Origin of the sequence: Mesorhizobium sp. M00.F.Ca.ET.216.01.1.1 (genome assembly GCF_004010325.2) — a bacterium.
Classification (GTDB): Bacteria; Pseudomonadota; Alphaproteobacteria; order Rhizobiales; family Rhizobiaceae; genus Mesorhizobium.
Genome location: NZ_SADR02000003.1, coordinates 102,219 through 128,828 on the forward strand (window position 1 = coordinate 102,219; position 26,610 = coordinate 128,828).

Genomic DNA, 26,610 nt, shown 5'->3' on the forward strand with positions numbered 1-26,610 from the left:
CTCAACCATCGCGGATGGAGCCAACATCATACGGGTCTCCAACTCTGGTATTTTGCACTTTCCGGCCCGACCGGAAATTTCACCTCGGAGCGGGTTTCCGACGATTCGTAGAAAGCGGTGACGAGTTCGAGGGCGGCTCGCGCGTCGACCGTCGTCACCGGCAACGGTCCGGCCGAGACGAGCGCTTCGTGGAAAAGCCTCATCTGCGTCTCGAAGCGGATCGGCATGGGCTGCCAGCCTGCAAGAAGCGCATCGATCTTCCTGCCGATCTCCTCGGAGACCGGGACGATCTTCCACGGATCCTGGCCGGGGCTATAAGGCTCGTGATTGCTTTCGATCAGAACATTCTCGAAGCACATTCTGAGCCGGCTGATCTGCTCGACCGAGCCGAGCGTCGCGCTGATCGTCGCCAGGGCGCCGTTTTGCATGAGCAGACTGGCGCTCGCGCAATCCTCTACCTCGATATCGTTGACGCGCGTCGAGACGCGGCCGAACAGCGCTTCGATCGGCCCCATCAGATAGGTCAGCATGTCGTGCAGGTGGATCGACTGGGTCATGAGCACGCCGCCGAGCTCCGTCGCCCATTTGCCGCGCCACGGCACGGCGTAATATTCCGGTGTGCGGATCCAGTGCGTCTCGCAGGTCGCAGCGTAAGGCTTGCCGGCGAGGCCCGCGTCGATGATGCGCTTGGCCTTCTGCACACCGTCGCCATAGCGGTACTGGAAGATCGGCATGAGCCGGCCGCGCGCGGATTTTTCGAGTTCGATGATGGTATCCGCATCGGCCAGCGAGCCGACGAGTGGCTTTTCACAGACGACATGCTTGCCGGCGGCGAGTGCCTGGCTGATCAGCTCGAAATGGATGCTCGGCGGCGTGCAGATGTCGATGATGTCGATGTCGTCCATGTTGATCACGTCGGCGAAGCGCGTTGTCCGCCGCTCGATGCCGAATTCGCTGCCGATCGCCTCCAGCCGTTCCTCGTTCAGATCGCAGAGCGCGGCAAGCTCGAAACGGTCAGGATGCGGCAGGTAGCCCTCCACGATGTGCGAACGGCCTATGCCCAGACCGATGATGGCGACTTTCTTGATGTCCGGCATGCTTCTTATTTCTGTGTTTGGGAGGAAGAAGAGATTTCGGCAAGCGCCTGCGCCTTGAGGGCAAGCTCCATCGCCTTGAAGCAGTGCTCCTGTCCCATCGCCGTCTCTGTGCGATCGCGGATGTCAGCGGCAAGCTGACGTCCGTAGGGAAGCTCGACATGGCAGCAGTCGATATGGCGCACGCCGCTTCTGTCGACGATAAACAGATGGTCTTTGTCTTGACGCCCGGCGATGTCGATGTACTTGCGCAGTTCGATCGTGCCTTCTGTGCCGACGATGAAGAGCCGTCCGTCCCCCCAGGTTGGCAGCCCGTCCGGCGTGAACCAGTCGACGCGGATATAGCCCGTAGCGGTGGGCGTCCTGAGGTGGATGTCGCCATAGTCCTGCAGGCCCGGCGTGTCGGGATTGGCGCGGTTGGCGACCGTTGCCGACAGCACTTCTGCCTCGAGCGAATTGGTAAAGAACAGGAACTGCTCGCATTGATGGGCTGCGATGTCGGCGATTATCCCGCCATAACGGGGGCGGTCGAAAAACCAGTCCGGCCGCGTCGGCTTGCGCAGCCGGTGCGGTCCGAGGCCGGTCGTGTGGATCACCTTGCCGATCGCGCCCGCCTTTACCAGTTCGCCCGCCTTGACCGTCGAGGCGGTCTCGAAATGCTCGGAATAGAGGATCGATACGATGCGGCGGGTTTCGGCCTGCACCTTGCGCACCTCTGCCAACTGTTCGAGCGTCACCATGCCGGGCTTGTCGAGCATCACGTCCTTGCCGTGACGCATGGCGTCGATCGCAACGCCGGCGCGCTCGTCCGAAATCGCCGCGCTGACGACGAGCTGGATCGAGGGATCTTCGAGGATCCGCCGCCGATCGTCGGCACGCTCAGCCTGCGGAAAGCGTTCCTTGAAAGTTCTCGCGAGGTCGTCCTCGATAGCCTGGAAGGAGACCAGTTCGGCGCCGGCCCTCAGCATCACGTTGACCTGGCCGTAGACATGGTCGTGGTTGAGGCCGATGGCGGCAAAGCGCAAGGCGCTCATGCGACAATTCCTTTCAGGGGCGTCCGGTTCAGCGTTTCAGCCCGGCGGTTGCGATGCCTTCGATCAGAAGGCGCTGGAAGAACAGGAAGATGAGGAATACCGGAACCAGCGACAGGCTCGACATGGCGAACAGGCCGCTCCAGTCCGAACTCCCGGTCGAGTCCACGAAGGATCGAAGGCCGAGCTGAACCGTGTAGGTGTTGATATCGGAGAGATAGATCAGTGGACCGAAGAAGTCGTCCCAGGTCCACAGGAACGAGAAGATCGCGGCCGTCGCGAGCACCGGCAGCGAAAGCGGCAGCATGACCTTCCAGTAAATGCGCCACGCGCTGCAGCCGTCCATCATCGCCGCCTCGTCGAGCTCGCGCGGGATGCCGCGGAAGAACTGCACCATCAGGAAGATGAAAAAAGCGTCGACGGCGAGGAACTTCGGCACGACGAGCGGCAGGAAGGTCTTCACCCATCCGAGTTCGAGGAAGAGAATATATTGCGGGATCAGCGTGACGTGATAGGGCAGCATCAGTGTACCGAGCATCAGCGCGAACCAGAAGTTCCGCCCCCAAAATTTCAGCCGCGCGAATGCGAACGCGGCGAGCGAGCAGGACATCACGTTGCCGATGACCGAGAGCACCGCAATGACGAGCGAGTTCCAGAAGAACTTGCCGAAAGAGACCTGGGTGCCTTCCCATCCGCGGATATAGGAACTGAAATCGAAATGGCTTGGCACCAGCGACGCCGTGCCGAAGATCTCGTTCTGGTCCTTTACCGATCCCGCCAGCATCCAGATCAGCGGATAGAGCATGACGATCGATGCGGCGATCAGTGCCGTATGAATGGCGATCGAAAGCAGGCGCGAGCGCTCCGTGGGCGGCTCGATGGCGTCGGCGGCGGTAGCGAACGTTGCATCACTCATCGTAGTGCACCCAGTAGCGTGCCGAGAGGAACGAGAAGGCCGTGAAGACCGCGATGATGATCACGAGGATCCAGGCGAGAGCCGCCGCGTACCCCATGCGGAAATAGCCGAAGCCTTCCTGGTAGAGGTAGAGCGTATAAAAGAGGGTCGAATCGATCGGCCCGCCGGTTCCGGACGAGATGACGTAGGCCGGCGTGAACGCCTTGAAGGCGTCGATCGTCTGGACGACCGCGTTGAAGAAGATCACGGGCGTCAACAATGGCAGCGTGATCTTGAAGAATATGCGCGTCTTGGACGCTCCGTCCAGGCTCGCCGCCTCATACATGTCGATGGGAATTTGCCTGAGGCCAGCCAGGAAGATGATCATCGGCGAACCGAACTGCCAGATCGCGAGAACGATCAGCGTGTAGAGCGAGTAGTTCGGATTTGATATCCAGCTCGGCCCCTCTATCCCGAATTGCCAGAGTATGGTGTTGACCACGCCGTCGCTGTCGAAAAGCTGGCGCCAGAGCACGGCGATCGCCACGCTCGAGCCGAGCAGCGAGGGGAGATAGAAGATCGCGCGATAGACCGGAAGGCCCTTGATGCCGCGATTGAGCAGGAGTGCGACCGCAAGTGCGAAGACGAGCTTCAGGGGAACCGAGCATATGACATAAAACAGCGTCACCTTCATCGACGAGATGAACTTGTCGTCGCCAGTGGCGATGCGCGCATAGTTGTCGAGACCAACCAGATGCGGCGGCTGCAGCAAATTGTAGTCGGTGAAGGAGAGGAAGAGGGAAACCAGCGCCGGCCCGAGCGTCAGGCCGAAGAAGCCGATGAACCAGGGCAGCAGGAACAGATAAGCCGGCGCGTTGCGTGCAAGGGCGCCGGGAAACTTCTGGCGTGGCGCGAGAGTGGATATGCGGACGACCGGCTCGCCGGCAATGGCGGTGCGCTGGTTTCCCACGAGGTCACCCTCTCTTGAGGTTTGCCGCCGCCTGCTCGGCGAATTTTGCTCCTCCCTCATCGGTTGACAACTTGCCGAAGGCGACCTCCTCGGCCACCTTCTTCAGGAAGAAGCCGTTCTCGCCGGCGCCGTTTGGCGGAGGCGGCGGCAGCGTGCCGACCTTGGGCGTCAGCATCTGGATATAATCGGCCATCTCCTTGCCGAGATCATCGAGATCCGGCGTCAGTTCGTTGCGGATTTTCTCCGATGCCGGCACGCCGCGCTCGACACCGAGCGCCTTGGCGCCGTCGGGGTCCTCGACGAGGAAATTGACGAAAGCGACGGCAGCGTCCGCGTTTTTCGAGGTGGCCGAGACGCTCATCAGCATCGACGGCTTTAGGTACTGCCCGGGTTTCGCGTCGTCTGCGGGAACGGGGTAGCTGATCATCCCGAGCTTTTCCTTGTTGATCGCCTGATAGCCGACGAACTGGTTCGAATGGGCGAAGCTGATGGTGGCCTTGCCCTGCGAGATCATGCTGGTCTCGATCGTCTGCTGGTCAAGCGCCTGCATGTCGGCTGGTACGCACGCTTCCATCTCACGCAGCTTCGACCAATAGTCGAACCAGCCGGCCGTATCCTTGGCGTCGAATGCAAGATTGCCGTCGTTCGTGTAGAGCGCCTTTCCGCGCTGGCGCAGCCAGCCCTCGAAGGCGGGCTCGAGGCCGCTCGCATCGGCGGTACCGTAGAAACTGCGGCGCTTCTTGGCTTTCGTCAGCTTTGCGCAGGTCTCGGCAAAATCGTCCCAGGTTGTGCCGTTGGTCGGCGCGTCGACGCCGGCTTCCTTCCAGGCAATCGTATTGACCATGACGGCGCTCGAATTCACGCCGAGATTGACGCCGTAGAGCTTGCCATCGACCTTGCCGGAATCGATGTTCGCCTGTCCGAAATCGCTGATTTTCAGGGATTTATCCAGGTAAGGGGTGAAATCGAGCAGCGCGCCGCGACGCGCATATTCGAAGATGTAGCGATAGTCCATCTGGATCAGGTCCGGTGCATTGCCGCCGGCCGCCTGCGTTGCCAGACGTGTCCAGTAATTGTCCCATCCGAAGGATTCGCCCTCTATCGAAACGTCGGGATTCTTGCTCTGATAGAGCGTCATCGCATTGTGGGTGCGGTCGGCGCGCTCCTTCGAGCCCCACCAGAGAAAGCGTATTGAAGTCGCGGCGCTGGCGCGGTTGAGGCTGGCAGCGCCGAGTGCAAGCGTGGTCGCTGTGCCAATCAGAAATTGGCGGCGGTCGATCGTGAAGGTCATCCTGGTCTCCTCCCAGCTCAGATGATGAACTTTCGAACTTGCTTTTCAGCAAATAACTATTTGGTTACAAGTTGGATAGAATCCGTTTGGCTGTCAAGCGACAATCGGAAGGCAAATGCCGGCAGACGTTTGGCGAAAAGTGAGAACGGTCTATTTTCAGACAGATAGCGCAGCAAGAGAGGTGCATATGGCGACGGAGAAGGTGGGTGGCGGAAGCAGGCAATTCGCCGCGGAGGAAGTCGACAGTGGCGAAGAAGCGGCGAAAGGCCCACGCAGAGGGGCCTCGCGCAATCCCCAGCGCACCTATGCCGCGATCCTCGAAGCCGCGACCGAGGAATTTGCCGCGAACGGCTTCGGCGGCGCCCGCGTCGATGCCGTAGCGGCGCGCGCGCAGACCAACAAACGTATGCTCTACCACTATTTCGGTGACAAGGAGGCGCTCTACCTAGCGGTTCTCGAGGCGACCTATGCTTCGATCAGAAGCGCCGAAAAGCATCTGGACCTCGCGCACCGCGATCCCGAGGAGGGAATCCGCGAGTTGGCAATGTTCACCTGGGACTACTTCCTGAAGCATCCGGAATTTCTGAGCCTCCTCGTCACGGAGAACCTGCACAAGGCGCGCTTTCTCAAGCGTTCGAAGAAGATCACGGAAATGCACTCGCACTTTATCGGCGAGCTTTCCGACGTGCTCCGTCGCGGCGCGGAGCAAGGTGTTTTCCAGCCCAATATCGATCCGGTCTCCGTCTACCTGACGATCGCCGCCCTCGGCTTCTTCTACCTCTCGAACCGCCATACATTGTCGACGATTTTCGAGCGCGACCTGTCCGATCCGGAAGCGCTCAAAGCCTGGGGCGAGCACATCGTCGCGGTGACCCTTTCCTCCATCCGGGCGTAACCTCCTCACAAAAACTTCTATCCGACGATTGACAAATCCGATTTTGGCGAGCGATCTTGTAACCAGATAGTTACTACCGACAAACTGTCGAGCCTCGCGCCTTCTGTCGTTGAAGCGGTGGTTCGTGCCGGCGCGAATTTGGGAGGAGCTCCATGCGAAGAATCGGGCTTATCATGCACGGCGTGACGGGACGGATGGGGTTGAACCAGCATCTGGTCCGGTCGATTGTCGCCATCCGTGCGGAAGGCGGACTGCGCCTTGCGAACGGCGACAGGGTCATGCCGGACCCGATCCTCGTCGGCCGCAACGGGGGGAAGCTCGAAGCGCTTGCGCGCGCCCACGGTATCGAGCGCTGGACCACCGATCTCAATGCGGCGCTTGCCAATCCGGATGACACCCTATTTTTCGATGCCGGCACCACGCTGATGCGCGCCGATCTCATCTCGCGAGCGCTCGACGCGGGCAAGCACGTCTATTGCGAGAAGCCGATCTCCGACGATCTCGAAACGGCTGTCGCGCTCGCAAGGAAAGCGAAGGCATCCGGCCTGAAGAACGGCGTGGTGCAGGACAAGCTCTTCCTCCCCGGCCTGCGCAAGCTGGCGATGCTGCGCGACTCCGGCTTCTTCGGCAGGATGCTCTCGGTGCGCGGCGAGTTCGGCTACTGGGTCTTCGAGGGAGACTGGCAGGCTGCCCAGCGTCCGTCGTGGAATTACCGCAAGGCCGACGGCGGCGGCATCATCCTCGACATGCTCTGCCACTGGCGCTACGTGCTCGATAATCTCTTCGGCTCCGTGAAGGCGGTGAGTTGTCTCGGTGCGACCCACATTTCGGAACGCGTCGGCGAGGATGGGAAGCCATATGCGGCCGATGCCGACGACGCCGCCTATGCAACCTTCGAACTCGAAGGCGGCGTGATCGCTCATATCAATTCGTCCTGGGCAGTCCGTGTGCGCCGCGACGATCTCGTCACCTTCCAGGTCGACGGTACGCACGGCTCTGCGGTCGCGGGCCTTACCCGCTGCTGGACGCAGCATCGTGTCAACACGCCGAAGCCGGTCTGGAACCCGGATCAGCCGCAGACGATCGACTTCTACAAGACCTGGGACGAGGTACCCGACAATCAGGTCTATGACAACGGCTTCAAGATTCAATGGGAAATGTTCCTGCGCCATGTCATCGAGGATGCGCCATGGCAATACACGCTGGTCGAGGGGGCGAAGGGCGTTCAGCTTGCCGTACTCGGTCTGAAATCCTGGCAAGAGCGGCGGTGGCTCGATGTCGAGCCTTTGGAGGTCTGACGATGACGACGGTTCGACTGCCAAAGACTGATCGAACGATCGAAACCTACGAGACGAGCGGAACGCCGATCGCTCTCGAGCGGCGTTCGGCGTCCGATTTTCCGCGCGTCGCCTTCGCTGCCGCGCATGTCGTCGCCGACCCGTTAGCCGATAACGATCCCTGGCTCGATCCTGCGATTGACTGGGAGCGCACGCTTGCCTTCCGGCACAGGCTCTGGGATCTCGGCCTCGGCGTCGCCGAGGCGATGGACACGGCGCAGCGCGGCATGGGCCTCGGCTGGGGCGAGGCGAAGGAACTGATCCGCCGCTCGCTTGCCGAAGCGAAGGGACGACCTGATGCCCTGATCGCCTGCGGAGCGGGCACGGACCATCTCGCGCCCGTGGCAGGGCTCGGCATCGATGAAGTGATCGGCGCCTACGAGGAGCAGATCGGCGAAGTCGAGGCAATGGGCGGGCGGATCATCCTGATGGCCTCGCGCGCGCTTGCCTTCGCCGCCAGGGGACCGGACGACTACCTGAAGGTCTATGATCGCATTCTGGGCCAGGTGAAGGAGCCGGTCATCATCCACTGGCTCGGCGAGATGTTCGATCCCGCGCTCGAGGGCTATTGGGGATCTTCCGACCACTGGGCGGCGATGGACACCTGCCTCGAGGCAATCTTCGCGCACGCCGACAAGGTCGACGGCATCAAGGTTTCGCTCCTGTCGAAGGAGAAGGAAGTCGCCATGCGCAAGCGCCTTCCGTCCGGCGTCAGGATGTATACGGGTGACGACTTCAACTACGCTGAACTGATCGCCGGCGACGGCGAGCATTTCTCCGACGCGCTGCTCGGCATCTTCGATGCGATAGCGCCTGCGGCTTCCGCGGGTCTCGCAGCGCTTGGCAACGGCAAGTCCGATACTTTCTTCAATATCCTGGAGCCAACGGTTCCGTTGTCGCGCCACATCTTCAAGGCGCCGACCCGCTTCTACAAAACGGGCGTCGTCTTCCTCGCCTATCTGAACGGCCTGCAGGACCATTTCTGCATGATCGGCGGGCAGGAAAGCGCCCGTTCGCTCGTCCACCTCGCGGAACTCTTCCGCCTCGCCGACAAGGCGAATGTCCTTGCGGATCCGGACGATGCCGGCGCCCGCATGGGCCGTTTTCTCGCGGCGCAGGGAATCGCATGAAATCATGACCGATCCGCTGAAGATCCGCCTGGTGGAGACGCAGGCGTTCGAGCGGCGGGTGCGTCTGCGCCTGCCATTCCGCTTCGGCGCCGCGACGCTCCGCGAGGCGCGGCAGGCATTCCTGCGCGTGCGTATCGAGGATGCCGCGGGCCGCTCCATGGTTGGAATGGCGGCTGAACTGATGGTGCCGAAATGGTTCGACAAGTCGCCGGAGCTGACAAATGCGGACAACGAAAACCAACTTCGACGCTCGCTCGCTCTCGCCCTTGACGCTTTGAGCGCGGCGGGAGGAGGAACCGCCTTCGGTCTCCATACCGATGTCGAGAAGGGGCATCACGCGCGTGCGGCCGCTGAAGGCCTGAACGGCCTAGTCGCTTCCTTCGGACTTGCTCTCGGCAACAGGGCAATCCTTGATGCGCTTTGCCGGCTGCAGGGCTCGTCGGTCGCGAAGGCGGTGAACGCAAACCTGCCGGGCATCGATACCGCAACGACACCCGATCTCGAAGGCTTCGATCTTGCAGCCTTTCTCTCCGGGCTGAAGCCGGCGGAGACGATCGCTGCACGCCACACCGTCGGCCTTGTTGACGCCATAACAGCCGGCGAAGCAAGTACCGGTGAGCGGCCGAATGACGGCCTCCCGGAGAGCCTCGAGGAGGCGATCGACGCATACGGCTTGACCTTCTTCAAGGTGAAGGTGTCGGGAGATTTGGACGCCGACATCGACCGTCTGGGTCGGATCGCCGACCTGCTCGATGCGAAAGTCGGCAGCTACTCGGTGACGCTCGACGGCAACGAACAATTCGCCTCTGCCGAGGGTGTGGGCGAACTCCTCGCGCGCATCCGGGCAAGGCCGAATCTCGAGCAGTTTGCGCGGTCCGTTCTCTTCGTCGAGCAGCCGATCGCGCGAGCCCAGGCTTTTGAAAAATCGGTTGCCGCGCTCGCAGCCTTCAAGCCGGTCGAGATCGATGAGTCGGACGCGACGATGGACGCCTTCGTCACGGCCCGCGGTCTCGGCTACACGGGCATCTCCTCCAAATCCTGCAAGGGCCTCTACCGCTCGCTCCTTAACCGCGCGAGGGTCGAATACTGGAATGCAGAGAAAGGCCCGACCTATTTCATGTCGGCAGAAGACCTGACGACACAGGGCGGGCTTGCCGTGCAGCAGGACTTGGCGCTTGCCAGCCTGATCGGCATGACCCACGTCGAGCGCAACGGCCACCACTATGTCGACGGCATGGCCGGGGCACCGGAGGCCGAGCAGACGGCCTTTGCGCGCGCTCACGCCGATCTCTACCGAACGCAGGACGGCCGCACGCGCCTGCGCATCGAAAAAGGCCGCATGGCGATCGGCTCGGTGATCGCAGCCCCCGGCCTCGGCTCGGCCGTGGAGCCTGACTGGAACGCGATGACGCCGATGTCTGGGGGAGGACACTGATGACGGTGGAGGGCCTTTCCATCAATCTTGCAACCACGCGCGGAAGCTGGGGCTTTGCCGAGGCCGTGGACGGCTGCCTTGCCCGAGGCATCACCGCGATTGCGCCGTGGCGGGACCAGGTTGCGGCCGTCGGGCTCGACGAGGCAGCGCGCATCATCCATTTGAACGGCTTGAAGGTGACGGGCCTTTGCCGCGGCGGGATGTTTCCTGCAGCCGATGACGCCGGCAGGCAGGCCGCCATCGATGACAATCTGCGGGCGATCGACGAGGCTGCGGCGCTCGGCGCAGACTGTCTCATCTTCGTCGTTGGCGGGTTGCCGAAGGGTTCGCGCGACATCGCCGCAGCGCGGCAGATGGTCGAGGACGGCTTCAATTCCATTCTCCCGCATGCCCGCGCCGCGAACGTGCCGCTCGCCATAGAGCCGCTGCATCCGATGTATGCAGCCGACCGCGCCTGTGTGAACACGCTGAAGCAGGCACTCGATCTCGCCGGGCGCCTCGGGCCGGATGTGGGTGTGGCGATCGACGTCTATCATGTCTGGTGGGACCCCGAACTCGCGGAGGGCATAGCGAGGGCCGGCCGGGAAAACCGGATTTTCGCGCATCACATCTGCGACTGGCTCGTGCCGACGACCGACCTGCTTCTCGACCGCGGCATGATGGGTGATGGTATCATCGACCTGCCGGGCATTCGCGACAAGGTCGAGGCGGCCGGTTTCCATGGGCCGCAGGAAGTAGAAATCTTTTCCGCGGAAAACTGGTGGAAGAAACCGGGCGAAGTCGTGCTGGATACTGTTGTCGAACGTTTCCGGACGGTGTGCTGAAACGCCGTCGAAACCGGGAGGAAATCATGCCGACGTCGAAGAGAACCCGTTACGCTCTCGTCGGAACCGGAAACCGCGGCACGACCATGTGGGGCAGGGACCTCCTGGAGCGGTGGAACGACGCGGTCGAACTGGTCGCGATCTGCGACCTCAATCCCTTGCGGGCCGACCGGGCGCGCAACTACATGGGCGCAAGCGCGCCGATCTACACGGATTTCGATGCACTTCTCCAGGCAGAGAGGCCGGAACTCGTCATCGTCTGCACGCGCGATTCCACCCATGACGACATCATCGTCAAGGCTCTCGAAGCAGGCGCCGACGTCATCAGCGAGAAACCGATGACGACGACCGTCGACAAGATCAAGCGCATCCTGGAGGCGGAACGGCGCACCGGGAAGCGTGTCGATATCTCGTTCAACTACCGCTTCGCGCCGACGGCGGCGCGCATCAAGGAACTGCTCAATTCCGGCGTCATCGGCGAGGTGACTTCGGTCGATTTCCACTGGTATCTCGATACCAGCCACGGCGCCGACTATTTCCGGCGCTGGCACGCCTTCTCGGAATATTCGGGAAGCCTCTTTGTCCACAAGGCTACCCACCATTTCGACCTGCTGAACTGGTATCTCGATTCCGACCCCGAGACGGTGTCGGCCTTCGCCGAGCTGAAGCACTATGGAAGGAACGGCCCTTTCCGCGGCGAGCGCTGTCTCACCTGTCCGCACAAGGACGACTGCGACTATTTCTTCGACATCTCAAAGGACCCGTTCCTCGAGCGGCTGTACGAGGAACCGTCGACCGTCGACGGTTATGTCCGCGACGCCTGCGTCTTCCGCGAAGACATCGACATCCCCGATACCATGGTCGCCTCGATCCGCTACCGGAACGGCATCGAGGTCTCCTATTCGCTCAACACCTATATGCCGATCGAAGGCCACCACATCGCCTTCAACGGTCACAAGGGGCGCATCGAGCTTCGGCAATACGAGGCGCAGGCATGGACGACGCCGCCCGCCGACGAGATTGTCGTCATGAGGAACTTCGACGGCGTCGAGCGCATCTGGGTGCCGCATTCGAGCGGTGGCCACTATGGTGGCGACGACCGGCTGCGCAACATGCTTTTCAGCCCTGCGCCGAACGACGAGCTGAAACAGCGCGCGGGATCGCGCGCGGGCGCGATGTCGGTTCTCTGCGGGATTGCCGCCTTCCTGAGCAGCCGCACGGGGTCGCCGGTTTCCATAGCCGACCTGTGGGGCAAGGACAGCAGCGGACTCCTCGTCTGGCAGTAGAGGTGGCAGTCAGTCGCCTCCGAGCACCGCCTTGAGCGTTGCCGCGTCAGCGCGGAAAGCGTCCGGATCATCGCCGGCCACGAACTCCAGCATCGCGAAACGCCGCCCTTTCCAGCGCGATACGGGCAACGCGTCGATGACGGCGCGCCAGTATTCTTCTGCGGAGGAAAGCGGAAAGCGGTTGCGGTCACGGTCCCATGCGAAGACGTGGATGTGCGAGACGTGATGCCCGATGCGTCCGATCTCGGCCAGTGCCTCATCGAGAGGCAATCCCGGTCGCGGCTGCCAGTAGAGGTAGACATTGTCATGCGCGATGGTCTCGATCAGCCTGAGCGCGGCATCCGTCGCGTCCGTCAGCGAGTTCGGGTGATATTCCAGCGAGACCGCGATCTTTCGTTTTGCGGCTTCGGCGCCCATATCCCGGATCAGGTACGCGGCGGAACGGACTTCCTCCGCCGTATAGTCCGAAGAGTTGCGATAGCGCGTGCCCGGCCAGATGCGGATATTGGCCGCGCCCGAGGTTTCAGCTGTCTCCAAGGCCTGTTCAAAGGCCTTCAAATCATCGGTCGGCGGCGCGATATAGGAGCCGTAGGATATCGCGAGCCCCGCCTCCAGGCTCATCCGCCCGACACCGACGGCATTTTCCAAGTTCCCTGGCGGCACATGCGCATCGCCTGCCCATTCGATCGCGGCAAGCCCTGCCTCGCGCGCCAAAGCAATAATTTCCGCCGATCGAAGCGCGCGGAACGTCACGGTGCAGAGAGCCGCCTCGAAGCGAGTCATGCGATGTGCTCCAGATCCTGCCGGCGGATTTCGTGAAGCAACGGTTCGCCGGCAATGTAGCGGAGCACCTCGTCGGCGGCCATATTTCCAAGCCGCGCTCGTTCCAGTCCAACCGCGCCGGCAATGTGCGGCGTCAGAAAGACATTGGGCAGTGCATAGAACGGCGAATTCACGTTGGGCACTTCAGGATCGGTTACGTCGATGATCGCGTCGATCCTGCCGGTTTTCAGCGTCGTCAGCAGGGCGACTTCATCGACGAGGGCGCCACGGGCCGTGTTGATCAGCGTGGCTCCGTCTCTCATCAGGGCCAGCTCGGCCTCGCCGATCATGTGCCGCGTCGCGGGCAGGGAGGGAGCATGCAACGAGACGATGTCGGCACGCGACATCAGTGCGTTCAGCTCGACCTTTTCCGTACCGTGGCGCGCCGCCTCCTCGGCATCCACCATCGGATCGTAAAGGAGGATGCTGTAATCGAACGGCTTCAAAAGCTCGATGACCCGACGCCCGATGCGGGAAGCGCCCACGATGCCTATCGTCCGCCCGTAATTTCCGATCGCCTCAGCCTGCATCGGGTTCACCCGATGGCGGTTGCGGTCCACGGCATAGAGTTCGTGGAAGCGGAATACCCGCTTGCCGGCAAATATGATCGCGGCAAGCGTGAACTCTGCAACAGGCACGGCATTCGCCTGTGCCGCGTGCGTCACGGCAATGCCGGCCTCGAAAACGGCGGAGTCGAGAAGGCCTTTCACGGTTCCCGCTGCATGGGCGACAAGTTTCAGCTGCGGCGCCGATGCGAGGACGTCGCTGCCGATAAGCGGGCAGCCCCAGCTGGTGATCAGGATTTCGGTTTCGGCAAGCAGCCGTTTGGCTCGCGGATCGGCGAAATCCTCGACCGGTTCGGAGGAGAGAATACGTCCCGCGGCAGCTAGCCGCTCGATGATCTCTGGAGTGACGACATGCTTCGTGCGCACCGCTTGCATGGCGAAGGCAATGGCGGGCTGCCTCACCGCATCTGCCCAGGTGCCTGGATCGCGCTGACCGTTTCACCCTTATCCCTGACGAGTACAGCGAGCTCTGCGATCGGTGGGGCGCCCGGCGGCGCTGCCCATACGCTGCCGGCCGCCGCCGTGTCGCGCAGGGCGAGCACTGCGCAGGCCAATATTGTTTCGCCCGCCGCGATCGTGCCGCGCAGTTGCGGCACGATGGTCTTGGCGACCATCAGGTTCGTGTTGGGGAGAGCCTTCTGGCAAAGCCCCTCGCGCGCGACGCCCGATCCGAGGTCGACGATGCCGGAAAAGTCCTCCGCGCCGATCGCGTAGGCAGTCCCGCCGGTTGCCTCGAGCGTATCCGCATCGAGATCCCGCCGCGCGATGGCGAAGCCGCCTTCGGCAGTCAGAAGCGGGCGCGGTGTGACGATGCGATGGACACGGACATGCCAGGGAGTAGCCGGCAGAAGCCATGTCTCGACGGTCACGTCGGGCCAGGGCGACCATTTCGAATAAAGGACTTCCCCTGCCAGTTTCGCTTCCTCGTTCGTCTCGCGCACGCGATAGTGAACGCCGTCCTCGCTGAAGGCGAGGGTCGAGTCGAACGCGCCACCCGCGAAGCCACGCTCGTCGGCCTCGACGCTGAAGCCGTAACGCGAGGAATAGGCGAACTTTGCATATTTCTCCGTGCCGCAGCGCATTTGCAGGTTCTCCTGACCTGACGAAAGCGCCACAACGCCGCCGCCGACCGGTATCATTACCATGCCGGGGTGGCGAAGCGGCACGGCCGCGGCCATTGTCTCGGCGGGCGTTTCCTCCGCGGTCCAGAACGGATGGTCGTCGCCAAGCGCGAGCGGCAGGAATGCCTTGAAGGCCCAATAGGGCGATCCGGCGGAATTGTAGCTCTCCGACGTCAGCAGGTTCGGATAGCAGAAACCAATCGGCAGGATGCCGTCGCGGTTGGCGATCGGCTTGTCGGCCCACCAGCGCAAATGGCGGAGGCAGAGCCCCTTGATCTCGCCCCATGGCAGGGCCTCGACATTGGCAAAGGCGAGCGCCGACCAGAAGCCGGCACAGGCGAAGCGATAGGTCAGGCTGCGGCCGAACGGCACCGTTGCGCCGTCCGTGCCGAACCAGTGGCGGAAGTCCTTCGCGAACAATGCAGCGCGTTCGCGGAAGCGGTCGGCGCGCTCGTCGTCGACAAGGCGCGCGTAGATGAGCCCGTAGAAGTGCATCGCGAAGGGAATGTAGTGATCGATGCGGCGTACATTGCCGTCGCGATACCAGCCATCGCCGATATAGAAGCCGTCAAGTTGGTCCAGATAGGTCTCCGTCAACTGGCGATCATAGTTGACGCCCAGCCGATCGAGACCGAGGTCGACCAATACCCGGAAGAATTTCCAATTGTTGTCGGCGTAGTCGAAACGCCGTGCATGTTTGAGATAGGCAATCACATTGTCACGGGCGCGCCGGTCGAGCGGGTTCCATATTTTCTCGGGGATCAGGGCAAGGGCGAAACCGAGCGCGGCGAGCTCGACCATTCGCTGGTCCTTGCTGCGCACCGCGCCCCAGTATTCGGGATGATCAGGATCGGTGCCGTTGGCGATACCCTCGGCGTAGCGATCCCAATGCGCGAATTCCCCGCCGCCTTCGGCAAGCGGCGCCAGCCCCCAGAGCGGCCGCGCGAAGCCCTCGAGGTCGGCTGCCGCCCGGTCGAAATGGGCTCCAGCCGCGTCGAGCCGCACGCGCGCGCTTCCGTCGGAGAAATAGGGCAGCAGCGGATCGAACAGATCGGCAAGCGCGCGCCGCATGTCCGCGCGCGTCGCGAGCGGATTGCCGCCGAGCGGATTGGCGCTGACAGGATCGTAAGTCATCGACGTGCCTCAAGCGTTTATTGGTCGTTCGGTAGGGAGCCGCCGGCAACAGGAACGACGGCATGGCAGACTTGGCGGGCAGGAGCGTGTCGGTCGCCAAGGCGCGCGATCATCAGATTGACGGCCTCGCGCCCGAGGGCGGCGCGGTCGACACGCATGGTGGAAAGCCGGGGATTAGTCATGACGGCACAAGGGAGATCGTCGAAGCCGACAATGGCGAAATCATCGGGCACGCGCCGGCCGGCCTCAGTCACGGCTTCGAGTACACCGACGGCGATGAAATCGTTCATGCAGAACGCTGCCGTGAAGCCGGGAGCCTCGGAGAGCGCCGCCGCCGTCACCTCATGCGCCTCGGCGATGGCGCTGCGCTGGAATGTGAGACGAAGCAGCCGGCCTTCTGCCCCCTCGACGGAGGCGATCGCCGCCTCGAAACCGCGCTCGCGTTCGCGGATCGTATGCCGGTGGGAGCCGGTGAGATGAAGGATGCGGCGGTGTCCCGCGGCAAGCAGGCGCTTCGTTGCCTGATAGGCACCGAAGAAGTTCGCAGGCGAGACCCCATCGAACTTCAGAAGCGGGTCCGTTCCGTTGACGAGAACCATCGGCCTCCCGGTTTCGGCGAGCCACGTCCGAACGCTGTCGGCCGGATCGATGCCGACAAGAAACAAACCCTCGGCGCCGGCGCTCTCGAGATGCCTGGCGACGACCTCGGGAGTCATCCTGTCCTCGCGCACGAGCCGGATCCCGAACGGCATGCCGCGACCGGCAGCACCGCCGCGCAGCCCGTCGACAATGCCTTCATAAAAAACGCTGAGCCCGCCTGTAACGCCGTCGCTGGCAATCAGCGCCAGGCACCCGGCAATCGTCGTGAAAGCGGCCTTTGTCGGATATCCGAGGTCTGTTGCAACTTGCAGGATCTGACGGCGCACGGCCTCGCTGATGCCGGGCTCGTTGCCGAGCACGCGGGAGACTGTGGAGACTGAAACGCCCGCCTTGCTTGCGATGTCCGCCTGACGGAGACGCCTTGTTTGATTTTCCATCATGCAGCAAACATTGCGCAAATCACGCAAATTTGCAAGATAAAGAAAAGTTATTGCACAGTGCAACTCTTTTGCATTAAACTCCGTCGAGGATTTCGCAGGCATGACAAGGGAGGAGTTCAAAATGCGAATAAGTCGCCGCTCATTTCTGTTGGGCACGGCAGGCGTAACGACCGGGTTCGCGCTCGGCGCAACCGGGCAGGGTGCCTGGGCCGTGGACGATGTCAGCATGAGGGCCATGTGGTGGGGTTCGAACGACCGCGCCAAGCGCACGGTCGCCGTCGCCAAGCTGTTCCATGAGAAGAACCCCGATATCACCGTTATCGGCGAGACGATCAGCGGCGACGGGTATTGGACGAAGCTCGCGACTGCGATGGCCGGCCGTGACGTCTCGGACGTCTTCCAGCTCGAACCGAGCACGATTTCGGACTATTCCAAGCGCGGCGCATGTCTGGCTCTCGACGAGTTCGTTCCCGACGCGCTGAAGGTCGACAACTTCGACAAGCAATTGCTGGACCTCACGACGATCGACGGCAAGCTCTGGGGTGTCGGCCTCGGTCTCAACTCCTTTTCCATGTTCTACGACGAGGCGGCGTTCAAGAAAGCCAGCATCGCGCCGCCGACACACGAGACCACTTGGAAGGAATACGCCGATATCGCCGTCGAAATGACCAAGGCCGCCGGCAAGAACAATTACTGGGGCGGACCGTACGGCGCCCGCTACAACTATGTCTTCGACGCCTGGCTGCGCCAGCGCGGCAAGACGCTGTTTTCGGCGGACGGCAGCATCGGTTTCGATACCGGGGACGCCAAGGAGTGGTTCGCCTATTGGGAGGACCTGCGCGAGCGCGGCGGCACCGTACCAGCCGACGTGCAAACGCTCGACCAGAACACGATCGAGAGCAACTGTTTGGCCCTCGGCAAGTCGGCGATGGGCATGACCTATTCCAACCAGTTGATCGGCTATCAGCTCGTCTCCAAGAATCCGCTCGGCATCACCATGCTGCCGCGCCAGAAGAAGGGCGGGCCATCAGGGCACTATTACCGGCCGGCGCTGATCTGGAGCGTTGGTTCGACGACCCTGTACGGCGAGCAGGCGGCCAAGTTCATCAGCTTCTTCGTCAACGACATCGAAGCCGGCAGGATTCTCGGCGTGGAACGCGGCGTGCCGATGTCGACGAAAGTGCGCGAGGCGATCCTGCCGAACTTGAACCCGACGGACCAGAAGACGGTGAAATACGTCAATCTTCTCAAGGATCAGGTCGGCGACTATCCGGCGCCGGCGCCGAAGGGCTCGCAGGAGTTTGACCGCAACGTGCTGCGCACTGTCGCGGACGAACTCGCTTTCGGGCGCATCAAGGTTGCAGAGGCGGCCGAAAAGCTGGTGACGCAAGGAAAGGCTACGCTGCGCCAGGGCTAGGTTTGCAGCCTCTGGTTGTGATGCGTTGACGCGACGTGTAGCTGCGGGCGATGAAAGCTTCCGTGGTCCCGCTGTGGCTTGCCACGGGGTGCGGGGACCATATAGAACAATGCGAGAAAACTGATAGTCTGGGCGCACCAAAAAGCTCATGAAATCAAAGGGTTTGAATACGTCCTCCGGGCCCACCATCTTCACTGAATGGCCAGCGACAAAATAGCCTCTTTTTTCTCAAATCTCCACGATTAGCGAATGTCGGTATCGGTGGTGCGTGTCCCGCAACCAGACAATGCGCCTCGCCCGAATCCATATCTGGGCTGCGGATAGACCGCCAACATCCGTGTAAAAACGCCGTACTAATTGGCAAAAAAGTAAAGTACGGGGCCCATTCTCCAAGTGCCTGAAAATTATGGTGATCCCGACAGGAATCGAACCTGTGACCTACAGATTAGGAATCTGCCGCTCTATCCTACTGAGCTACGGGACCACGCGGCCCGACACATAACCGCTTCGGGCCGTTTCGCCAAGAGGCGGTCTCAATGCAATCAGCCGGGCAACCAGACGGCCGAAATTGTCAGGCCGCCAGCGCGGTTTCCGTCAGCTTCACCCAATAGCTCATGCCGTGCGGGATGACCTCGTCGTTGAAGTCGTAGGCCGGGTGATGGAGACCCGCGGTATCGCCGTTGCCGATGAAGATGAAGGCGCCCGGACGCGCCTCCAGCATGTAGGAAAAATCCTCGCCGCCCATCACCGGCTGGATGGCGCGGTGCACCTGGGCGTCGCCGGCGACATCGGCCGCGACATCGCTGGCAAAGACCGTCTCTTCGGGATGATTGAAGGTGACGGGATAATTGGCATTGTAATCGACCTCGATCGTCGCGCCGAAGGCCGCGGCCAGTCCCTCGCAAATGGTGCGGAGACGCTCCTCCGCCTTTTTGGCGACCTCCTTTTTCAGGGTGCGCACGGTACCGGCGATCTCGGCGGTCTCGGGAATGACGTTATAGGCGTCGCCGGCGTGGAACTTCGTCACCGACACCACGACGGCCTCGATCGGATCGGTGCTGCGCGAGGCAATGGTCTGCAACGCGCCGACAAGCTGGCTGGTGATGACGATCGGGTCGATCGTGCCATGCGGCATCGCCGCATGGCCACCCCGGCCCTTGACGGTGATGGTGAATTCAGCGGTCGCCGCCATGATCGGGCCTGGCCTGATGGCGAACTGGCCAACCGGCAGGCCCGGCATGTTATGCATGCCGAATACCCTGGAGATGCCGAAGCGCTCCATCATGCCGTCCTTGACCATTTCGTTGCCGCCGCCGCCGCCTTCCTCGGCCGGCTGGAAGATGACCGCCACGGAGCCGGCAAAATTGCGGGTCTCCGTCAGATATCTGGCGGCTCCCAGGAGCATCGCCGTGTGACCATCGTGGCCGCAGGCGTGCATTTTGCCGGGGATGGTCGAGGCGTAGGGCTTGCCGGTGATCTCGTGGATCGGCAGCGCGTCCATGTCGGCGCGCAAGCCGATGGTCGCGCCTTCGCCCTTGCGGCCGTGGATGATGCCGACGACGCCGGTCTTGCCGAGCCCCGTCACCACCTCGTCGCAACCGAAGGCCTTCAGCTTCTCGGTGACGAAGGCGGCCGTCTGGAAAACGTCAAAATTCAGTTCTGGTGTCTGGTGCAAATGGCGGCGCCAGCCGGCGACCTCGTCTTGCATTTCGGCGGCGCGGTTCAGGATCGGCATAATGGTTCCATCTCGCTGTTGGAGCAGCCGGTTTTTTCCTGCTGCTTTGCAATTGTGATTGCCAGGCACTTTGCCATGTTGGCGTCACATAGGGTAAGTAGCACCGCAACAATGCGGTCCGGGACTGAGGGTCGGACCCATTATGCTGGCGATCGTGTAATGAAATCTTACGGAGCCAGGGGCGACTACGGCAAGAGGCGATTTCGGATTCCATCATGCGGCACAGGCATTTCCTCAGACTATTGCTGGCCGGCGCCGTAGCGCTGCCGGTGCTGACCGGATCCGCGCTGGCCAATCCGTCGATCCTGTTCGACCTGAAGAGCGGCAAGATTCTTGAGCATCGGGATGCCTTCAAGCGCTGGTATCCGGCCTCGCTGACCAAGCTGATGACCGCCTATGTGACATTTCGCGCCATCGCCGCCGGCGAGGTCCAGCTCGATTCGCCGATCAAGGTGACGAAGCATTCCGCCGGCGCGCCGCCAAGCAAGATGGGCTTCAAGCCGGGCTCGGTCATGCGGCTCGACAACGCGCTGAAGATGATGCTGGTCAAATCGGCCAACGACGTCGCCATGGCGATCGGCGAGAATATCGGCGGCTCGCAGGCCGCCTTCGCCGAGCGCATGAACACCGAGGCACACCGGCTCGGCATGACCGGGACGCATTTCGTCAATCCGAACGGGCTCTTTTCGCCGGACCAGTATACAACCGCGCGCGATCTTGCCGTGCTGGTGATAGCGATCCGCAGTGAGTTCCCGCAATATGCTCCATGGTTCTCGATCGAGGGTCTCGCCGTCGGCAAGAAGGCGATCCCAAACTACAATCTTTTGATCGGCCGCTATCCCGGCGCCGACGGCATGAAGACCGGCTTCGTCTGTCCCTCGGGCTTCAACATGATCGGCTCTGCTACGCGCAACGGGCGCACTCTGGTGGCGGTGGTGCTTGGCGAGAAATCGGCCGTCACCCGCGCCGAGACCGTCGCCAGGCTGCTCGACCAGGGCTTTGCCACGCCGACACCTGGCTGGTTGACGGTGGCGGCGCTGCCTTCCTATGGCGACACCACATCGGTCAACGACCTGAATGACGAGATTTGCAAGAAGAAGCCGCCGGCAGAGCAGTCGGAGGCCGCATTGCCCGCCGGCGACAAGAAGGTGCCCAAATCGCCCTATCAGGCAAAGCTCGATCATGTGCCGACGCTGGTTGCCGTCGGCCTCGGCGGCGCCACCGGGCCGACACCGAAAGCCATGCTCGACCAGTCCGGCCAGGAATATGCCGATGTGCCGTTGCCGAGCTGGCGGCCGGACCGGCCGGCGCCGGTCGGCGCTGAGCCGGCCGTGACGGGCTCCACCGCCGCCGCCCATGGCGAGCAACTGGCCAAGAGCGCGAATTAGCCGATGGGCAGCAGCCTTCCCATTCCCGTCTCGATACTCACCGGGTTCCTCGGCGCCGGCAAGACGACGCTGCTCAACCGGCTGCTCAAGGACCCGTCGCTTGCCGACACCGCGGTCATCATCAACGAACTCGGCGAGGTGGCGATCGACCATCTGCTGGTCGAGCAGGCCTCCGACGGCATTATCCAGCTTTCGGACGGCTGCCTCTGCTGCACGGTGCGCGGCGACCTGGTCGACACCCTGGCAGATCTCGTCGACCGGCTGCAGACCGGCCGCATCGCACGGCTTGCCCGCGTCGTTGTCGAAACGACGGGGTTGGCCGATCCGGCGCCTGTGCTGCAATCAATCATGGCGCATCCGGCGCTGGTCCAGGCCTTCCGGCTCGACGGCGTCATCACGCTGGTCGACGCCGTCAACGGCAATGCGACGCTGGATGCTCATGTCGAGGCGGTGAAGCAGGTGGCCGTCGCCGACCGCATCGTGCTCAGCAAAGCCGATCTGGCCACCGATCCCGGCGATGTCGAGGCTTTGCGGGCCCGGCTGCGGCAGATCAATCCGGGCGCCGTGGTGCTCGGTGCCGACGACGCAAGTATGGCGGCGGCACTGTTCGATTGCGGCCTCTACAATCCGGACACCAAGACCGCCGACGTTCGGCGCTGGCTCGGCGAAGAAGCCTCCCATGGTCATGACGATCACCATCACCTCCATGGTGACCATGATCATAGGCACGATTCCCGCGTACGCTCCTATTCGCTCGTCCATGACGGCCCGGTGCCGTTTTCGGCGATCGAGGTGTTCCTCGACCTGCTGCGTTCCGCACATGGCGAACGCCTGCTGCGCATGAAAGGCGTCATCGAGCTCAGCGAAGACCCGTCGCGGCCGCTGGTCGTCCACGGCGTGCAGAAGATACTGCATCCGCCGGTGCGACTGCCGTCCTGGCCGGACAGCCAGCGCGGCACCAGGCTGGTGCTGATCACGCTCGACATGCCGGAAGACTATGTCCGCCGGCTGTTTACCGCCTTCACCAACCGGCCATCGATCGACACACCGGACCGCGCCGCGCTGGAAAGCAACCCGCTAGCCATCGCCGGGCGGTGATGCTCATTGTCGTGGCGCGCCGCGCTCGACCAGAAAGCGATGGCCGCCGGATATCGCCGCCGTTTCAATCAGTTGGTGGCCGGCGTCGGAGCAGAAAGCGGGAATGTCGATGACCGCCAGCGGGTCGGTTGTTTCGAGCCACAGCCGGCTGCCCGGCCGCATTGCGGCCAGCCGCTTCTTGGCCTTGAGGACTGGAAGGGGACAGTTCAGCCCCTTGAGGTCGTAGACGGCGGCGCGTTTGGCCAAGGTGGAAAACCTCAGCCGCCGAACATGCCGAGCAGCTTCTTCTTCAGCTTTGTCACCGTGCCTTCGTCGGTATTCGCTGCCTGCGTCTCGGGCGCCGCTGCGGCCTCGGAAGGCGGCGCGACGGTTGCGGTGGCGACAGGTGCTTCGGCTGCGATCTTGGCTGCTTCCTTTTCCGCCAGCGCCTGGGCCCTGGCCGCCGCTTTCGCGGCCTTTGCTGCCTCTATGGCGGCAAGCCTTTGCTCCTCGGCTTTCTTCTTGGCGGCTTTCTCCGCATCGAGTGCGGCCATCTTGCGGCCTGCCGGCGAATCGATACGGCCCATGCGCGCGGTCTCCGTCACCGAGCCGTCCGAGTTGAGCGACGGAGGTTCGATCGGCACGCGTTCGCCGCGGGCGCGGCGCTTCGACCAGTCGGAAACGATGCTGGCTTCCTTGACGCCAGCGATGGTCGGCTTGGGCGCCGGCACGCTGGCCTTGACCGCGCCATTGAAGGCAGCTTCGTAGGTGCTCTGGTAGGCGCTATAGGCGCTCTTCAGCGAATCCGGTTGCATGGTGGGTGGGCATGGGCCTGTCGGATCGAATGTTGCCCCGTCGGCGGCAACCTGGTTGAAGACATAGCGCTTCTCGCAGACATCGACCTTCGGCGGCACCTTGGTGATCTCGAAATTGTCGTAGCCGACCTTCAGCATCTTCCAGAATTCGTAGTTCGGATCGTTACGATAGCGCGCCATGTTGGCGGCGGTCATGCGGAACGGGAAGGCCTGGATCTGGAACTCGGTCTGCCCGCCCTGGAAGGCGTCACGGCCGAAGGCATAGATCTGCTCGATCTGCGCGTCGGTCATCGAATAGCAGCCCGACGACGAGCAGGCGCCGTGGACCATCAGATTGGACCCGGTGCGGCCATTGGCGCGGTCATAGGCGTTCGGATAGCCGATGTTGAAAGACAGGTGATAGTTCGACCGCGGATTCATCTGCGACGGGCGGACCGTATAAAAACCTTCCGGCGCCTGGCGGTCACCCTCGGTGAACTTGGGCCCCAGCTTGCCCGACCATTTGCAGATGTCATAGCTGGCGACCATGTCGTAGCGGCCGTTGGTCTTGGCCTTCCAGATTTCGAGCTTGCCCTCTTCCTTGAAGATGCGGGCCATCACCGACGAGGTGCGCGCCATGCCCTTGGCCTTCATGTCGGCCAGGATCTTGTCCGGCAGCGGCTTGTTGGCTTCCGGGGCAAAATCCTTCATCGAGGAATCGTTGCAGCCGGCGATGCCTATGGCAGCGATCAGAAGTCCGGTGCGGGATAGCTTGGCAAACATGGATACGGCTACGTCTTTTCTCTCGGGCCGCGGATTTCGGCACCGCCAAGCCCGTTCGCTGAACACCGACGGACCGTAAGCCCGTTAACCTTGAAAAATCCTTACCGCAAGCGTCGGGCACACGTTCTCACGGCAATTTCATTGAGCCGAATGCGGCGGCATTTTTGTGGCGAAATTGCTCACACTTGCCACATTGCAATGTGGAACCGCCTGAAATCAGAGGCTACGGCCCATCGCCAGGTATTTTTCACGGCGCTGCTCGCGGAAATCCGTGTTGGCGCCGGAAAATTCCTTCATCGTCTTGGCGATGAGGTCGCCGGTGGCGGCAATCACCGTTTCCGGGGCACGATGGGCGCCGCCTAGCGGTTCGGGAATGATGGCATCGATGACCTTCATCTCCAGAAGATCCTGCGCGGTGATCTTCATGTTGGTGGCCGCATCCTTTGAGCGGGTGGTGTCGCGCCACAGGATCGAGGCGGCGCCCTCCGGCGAGATCACCGAATAGATAGCATGTTCGAGCATGTAGACGCGGTTGGCGGTGGCGATGGCAATGGCGCCGCCCGAGCCGCCTTCACCGATGACAACTGAGATCGACGGTACCTTCAGGCCAAGGCAGGCCGAGGTCGAGCGGGCAATGGCTTCGGCCTGGCCGCGCTCCTCGGCGCCGACACCCGGATAGGCACCGGCCGTGTCGACCAGCGTCAGCAGCGGGATATTGAAGCGGTCGGCGAGCTCCATCAGCCGCACCGCCTTGCGATAGCCCTCCGGCCGCACCGAGCCGAAATTGTGCTTCAGCCGGCTCGCTGTGTCCGAACCCTTTTCCTGGCCGATGACCGCCACCGGTTCGCCGCGAAAGCGGGCGAAACCGCCGACGATGGCCTGGTCTTCGCCGAAATTGCGGTCGCCGGCGAGCGGGGTGAAATCGCTGAGCAAGCCCTTGATGTAGTCGATGCAATGTGGCCTGTCCGGATGACGCGCCACCTGCACCTTCTGCCATGGCGTCAGGGACTTGTAGATGTCGCGCAGCGCGTCGCGTACGCGCTTCTCGAGCCGGCCGATCTCGTCGCCGACATCGACGGCCTCGCCGTTCTCGGCAAGCTTCTTCAGCTCGAGGATCTTGCCTTCAAGGTCCTGCACCGGCTTTTCGAAATCGAGGTAATTGTACATTCTTGAGAGGACCGATAAGTCGGAAGGCAATGACTGGCGGAACCCAGGAAACACAGGTTCCGAGCGGTGGAACGTCGCCTCACATAACGATATGAGGCCTAGTCGGCAAGCGGATGATGATCGTTGACCAGCCGCACCAGCCGCTCCTCCAGCACATGGGTGTAGATCTGCGTGGTCGAGATGTCGGCATGGCCGAGTAGCTGCTGTACAGCCCTGAGATCGGCGCCGTTCTGCAGGAGATGGCTGGCGAAAGCGTGGCGCAGCACATGCGGCGATATCTTTGCCGAGGCGATGCCGGCCTTGGCGGCAAGGCCTTTCAGGTCGCGGGCAAAGACCTGCCTGGAGAGATAGCCGCTGTCGGACGCCGCCGGAAACAGGAACGGGCTATCGGCAAAAGCCGGCACCTTTGCCCGTGCGGTAAGCCACGCCCGCATCGCAGTGCGCGCCTTGGCCGACAGCGGCACCATGCGTTCCTTGTCACCCTTGCCGCGCACCATGAAGAAGCGGTCGTCGCGCTGGGCCACCGTAACCGGCAGGCCGACCAGCTCGGAAACGCGCAAGCCGGTGGCGTAGAGCACTTCGACCAGCGCGTGCAGGCGCAGCGCCGCCAGCCTGTCGCCGTCGCTCATCGAGGCATCCATTGCCTCTTGCGCCGCGCGGTCGAGCAGCCGGCCGGTATCGGTCTCGCTCATCGTCTTCGGCAGCGGCCGGCCCTTTTTCGGGCTGTCCAGCGTGCCGGTCGGGTCGTCGACGCGCAGGCCTTCGGCGTAGAGGAACTTGAAGAACTGGCGGATCGCCGACAGTTTGCGCGCCTGGGAGGTGGCGGCAAAGCCGCGTTCGGCGATATCGTCGAGATAGGCGCGGATATCGGCGGCATTGGCGCCGGCAAGCCCGCCGCTGATTTCGGCCGAAGCATCTTCGAGGTCGCGCCGATAGGAGGAAAGTGTGTTTTCAGCCGCGCCGCGCTCGGCGCTCATCATTTCCAGAAAGGCTTCGATGCGAGCCGCGCTGTTCATTTCTTTTGGATCAGTATTTCTTGGGGTTAAGCTTTTCCGCAGGGATGCGCACGCTCATTTCGGCCTTTCTCGGCTCGACGAACATCGCCAAGGCGAACATCGTACCATAGGCAATGCCGGCAAGAATCGTGAGTGTCACGACAAAGCGGAACAGCGTCGGCATCAATTTTCGCCCGTCTTCTTGGGATGCGTTTCCAAACCCTGTGCCCTTATGGGACGCCAAGCCGGCCAATTCAAGGACGAAGCCTTTGTTTTGACTCAGGTCCCTGGTCGGAAACCGCGCGACACTTTTCCGGGAGCTGCTTGCCGGGCCACGCTTGACGCAAACAGGCTTTTGATGTCGATACGCCGGCAAAGAGGGC

General features: G+C 62.5%; 24 protein-coding genes and 1 tRNA gene. 9 read left to right on the plus strand and 16 right to left on the minus strand.

The genetic code is table 11. The annotated features are described in order from the left end of the window. Positions 1-26 precede the first annotated feature (26 nt). Genes EN859_RS05500 through EN859_RS05520 form a run of 5 tightly spaced genes read right to left on the minus strand, consistent with a single transcriptional unit; the run spans position 27 to position 5,281 of the window. The gene (locus EN859_RS05500; protein WP_127852554.1) at positions 27-1,097 is read right to left on the minus strand and encodes a Gfo/Idh/MocA family oxidoreductase; all 1,071 of its coding nucleotides are present in this window, start codon (positions 1,095-1,097) and stop codon (positions 27-29) included. A gap of 5 nt (positions 1,098-1,102) precedes the next feature. Continuing rightward, complete coding sequence (locus EN859_RS05505) at positions 1,103-2,128, minus strand: Gfo/Idh/MocA family oxidoreductase (protein ID WP_127852553.1); 1,026 nt, start codon at positions 2,126-2,128, stop codon at positions 1,103-1,105. A 28-nt stretch (positions 2,129-2,156) separates the two neighbouring features. After that, positions 2,157-3,041 (minus strand): carbohydrate ABC transporter permease, encoded by an 885-nt coding sequence (locus tag EN859_RS05510; RefSeq protein ID WP_127852552.1) that lies wholly within the window; start codon positions 3,039-3,041, stop codon positions 2,157-2,159. Next, positions 3,034-3,945: a sugar ABC transporter permease gene (locus EN859_RS05515; RefSeq protein WP_245525498.1), complete on the minus strand. Its 912-nt coding sequence runs from the start codon at positions 3,943-3,945 to the stop codon at positions 3,034-3,036. The genes EN859_RS05510 and EN859_RS05515 overlap by 8 nt, the downstream gene beginning before the upstream one ends. A gap of 49 nt (positions 3,946-3,994) precedes the next feature. Continuing rightward, positions 3,995-5,281 (minus strand): ABC transporter substrate-binding protein, encoded by a 1,287-nt coding sequence (locus tag EN859_RS05520; protein WP_127852550.1) that lies wholly within the window; start codon positions 5,279-5,281, stop codon positions 3,995-3,997. A 187-nt stretch (positions 5,282-5,468) separates the two neighbouring features. Here EN859_RS05520 and EN859_RS05525 point away from each other — a divergent pair, with 187 nt between their 5' ends. The 6 genes from EN859_RS05525 to EN859_RS05550 all read left to right on the plus strand — a co-directional run bounded on the left by EN859_RS05525 (position 5,469) and on the right by EN859_RS05550 (position 12,188). Continuing rightward, on the plus strand, positions 5,469-6,176 hold the full coding sequence (locus tag EN859_RS05525) for a TetR/AcrR family transcriptional regulator (protein WP_127852549.1): 708 nt from the start codon (positions 5,469-5,471) through the stop codon (positions 6,174-6,176). Positions 6,177-6,328: 152 nt separating this feature from the next. Then, positions 6,329-7,474 carry a Gfo/Idh/MocA family oxidoreductase gene (locus EN859_RS05530; protein ID WP_127852548.1) on the plus strand — a complete coding sequence of 382 codons (1,146 nt, stop codon included), beginning with the start codon at positions 6,329-6,331 and terminating at the stop codon, positions 7,472-7,474. A gap of 2 nt (positions 7,475-7,476) precedes the next feature. Further along, entirely contained in the window at positions 7,477-8,643 is a 1,167-nt protein-coding gene (locus tag EN859_RS05535; RefSeq protein ID WP_127852547.1) for a dihydrodipicolinate synthase family protein, read from the plus strand. 4 nt (positions 8,644-8,647) lie between these two features. Continuing rightward, entirely contained in the window at positions 8,648-10,078 is a 1,431-nt protein-coding gene (locus EN859_RS05540; protein ID WP_127852546.1) for a mandelate racemase, read from the plus strand. Next, positions 10,078-10,902: a sugar phosphate isomerase/epimerase family protein gene (locus tag EN859_RS05545; RefSeq protein WP_127852545.1), complete on the plus strand. Its 825-nt coding sequence runs from the start codon at positions 10,078-10,080 to the stop codon at positions 10,900-10,902. The genes EN859_RS05540 and EN859_RS05545 overlap by 1 nt, the downstream gene beginning before the upstream one ends. A gap of 26 nt (positions 10,903-10,928) precedes the next feature. After that, positions 10,929-12,188: a Gfo/Idh/MocA family oxidoreductase gene (locus EN859_RS05550; protein ID WP_127852544.1), complete on the plus strand. Its 1,260-nt coding sequence runs from the start codon at positions 10,929-10,931 to the stop codon at positions 12,186-12,188. A 9-nt stretch (positions 12,189-12,197) separates the two neighbouring features. Here EN859_RS05550 and EN859_RS05555 read toward each other — a convergent pair whose 3' ends face one another. Genes EN859_RS05555 through EN859_RS05570 form a run of 4 tightly spaced genes read right to left on the minus strand, consistent with a single transcriptional unit; the run spans position 12,198 to position 16,871 of the window. Continuing rightward, positions 12,198-12,971, minus strand: coding sequence for a TIM barrel protein (locus EN859_RS05555; RefSeq protein ID WP_127852543.1), 774 nt, complete (start codon positions 12,969-12,971; stop codon positions 12,198-12,200). Beyond that, on the minus strand, positions 12,968-13,978 hold the full coding sequence (locus tag EN859_RS05560; RefSeq protein WP_127852542.1) for a hydroxyacid dehydrogenase: 1,011 nt from the start codon (positions 13,976-13,978) through the stop codon (positions 12,968-12,970). Before EN859_RS05560 ends, EN859_RS05555 begins: the two co-directional genes overlap by 4 nt. After that, on the minus strand, positions 13,975-15,831 hold the full coding sequence (locus EN859_RS05565; protein WP_127852541.1) for a DUF2264 domain-containing protein: 1,857 nt from the start codon (positions 15,829-15,831) through the stop codon (positions 13,975-13,977). Before EN859_RS05565 ends, EN859_RS05560 begins: the two co-directional genes overlap by 4 nt. A 17-nt stretch (positions 15,832-15,848) precedes the next feature. Next, a complete protein-coding gene (locus tag EN859_RS05570) occupies positions 15,849-16,871 on the minus strand; it encodes a LacI family DNA-binding transcriptional regulator (RefSeq protein WP_127852540.1) in 1,023 nt (340 codons plus the stop codon). A 121-nt stretch (positions 16,872-16,992) separates the two neighbouring features. Between EN859_RS05570 and EN859_RS05575 the strand changes: the two genes are divergently transcribed. After that, positions 16,993-18,288 carry an ABC transporter substrate-binding protein gene (locus EN859_RS05575; RefSeq protein WP_127852539.1) on the plus strand — a complete coding sequence of 432 codons (1,296 nt, stop codon included), beginning with the start codon at positions 16,993-16,995 and terminating at the stop codon, positions 18,286-18,288. A gap of 407 nt (positions 18,289-18,695) precedes the next feature. Here the strand turns inward: EN859_RS05575 and EN859_RS05580 are convergent. Together EN859_RS05580 and EN859_RS05585 are read right to left on the minus strand one after the other, a co-directional pair. Further along, positions 18,696-18,772 (minus strand) — tRNA-Arg (locus EN859_RS05580). Positions 18,773-18,859: 87 nt separating this feature from the next. Then, entirely contained in the window at positions 18,860-20,023 is a 1,164-nt protein-coding gene (locus EN859_RS05585) for a M20 aminoacylase family protein (protein WP_127852538.1), read from the minus strand. Positions 20,024-20,238: 215 nt separating this feature from the next. Here EN859_RS05585 and EN859_RS05590 point away from each other — a divergent pair, with 215 nt between their 5' ends. Together EN859_RS05590 and EN859_RS05595 are read left to right on the plus strand one after the other, a co-directional pair. Continuing rightward, positions 20,239-21,411, plus strand: a complete 1,173-nt coding sequence (locus tag EN859_RS05590) for a D-alanyl-D-alanine carboxypeptidase family protein (RefSeq protein WP_127852537.1) — start codon at positions 20,239-20,241, stop codon at positions 21,409-21,411. A 3-nt stretch (positions 21,412-21,414) separates the two neighbouring features. Further along, positions 21,415-22,509, plus strand: a complete 1,095-nt coding sequence (locus EN859_RS05595; RefSeq protein ID WP_127852536.1) for a GTP-binding protein — start codon at positions 21,415-21,417, stop codon at positions 22,507-22,509. Between the two features lie 3 nt (positions 22,510-22,512). On the opposite strand, the gene EN859_RS05600 is transcribed toward EN859_RS05595, so the two are convergent. The 5 genes from EN859_RS05600 to EN859_RS05620 all read right to left on the minus strand — a co-directional run bounded on the left by EN859_RS05600 (position 22,513) and on the right by EN859_RS05620 (position 26,411). Then, the gene (locus EN859_RS05600) at positions 22,513-22,755 is read right to left on the minus strand and encodes a sulfurtransferase TusA family protein (RefSeq protein ID WP_127852535.1); all 243 of its coding nucleotides are present in this window, start codon (positions 22,753-22,755) and stop codon (positions 22,513-22,515) included. Positions 22,756-22,766: 11 nt separating this feature from the next. After that, positions 22,767-24,065, minus strand: a complete 1,299-nt coding sequence (locus EN859_RS05605) for a murein L,D-transpeptidase family protein (protein WP_127852534.1) — start codon at positions 24,063-24,065, stop codon at positions 22,767-22,769. A gap of 216 nt (positions 24,066-24,281) precedes the next feature. Next, positions 24,282-25,232 carry an acetyl-CoA carboxylase carboxyltransferase subunit alpha gene (locus tag EN859_RS05610; protein ID WP_127852533.1) on the minus strand — a complete coding sequence of 317 codons (951 nt, stop codon included), beginning with the start codon at positions 25,230-25,232 and terminating at the stop codon, positions 24,282-24,284. 98 nt (positions 25,233-25,330) lie between these two features. Beyond that, positions 25,331-26,248: a site-specific tyrosine recombinase XerD gene (locus EN859_RS05615; RefSeq protein ID WP_127852532.1), complete on the minus strand. Its 918-nt coding sequence runs from the start codon at positions 26,246-26,248 to the stop codon at positions 25,331-25,333. 10 nt (positions 26,249-26,258) lie between these two features. Beyond that, positions 26,259-26,411 (minus strand): histidine kinase, encoded by a 153-nt coding sequence (locus EN859_RS05620; protein WP_127852531.1) that lies wholly within the window; start codon positions 26,409-26,411, stop codon positions 26,259-26,261. Between the last annotated feature and the right edge of the window lie 199 nt (positions 26,412-26,610).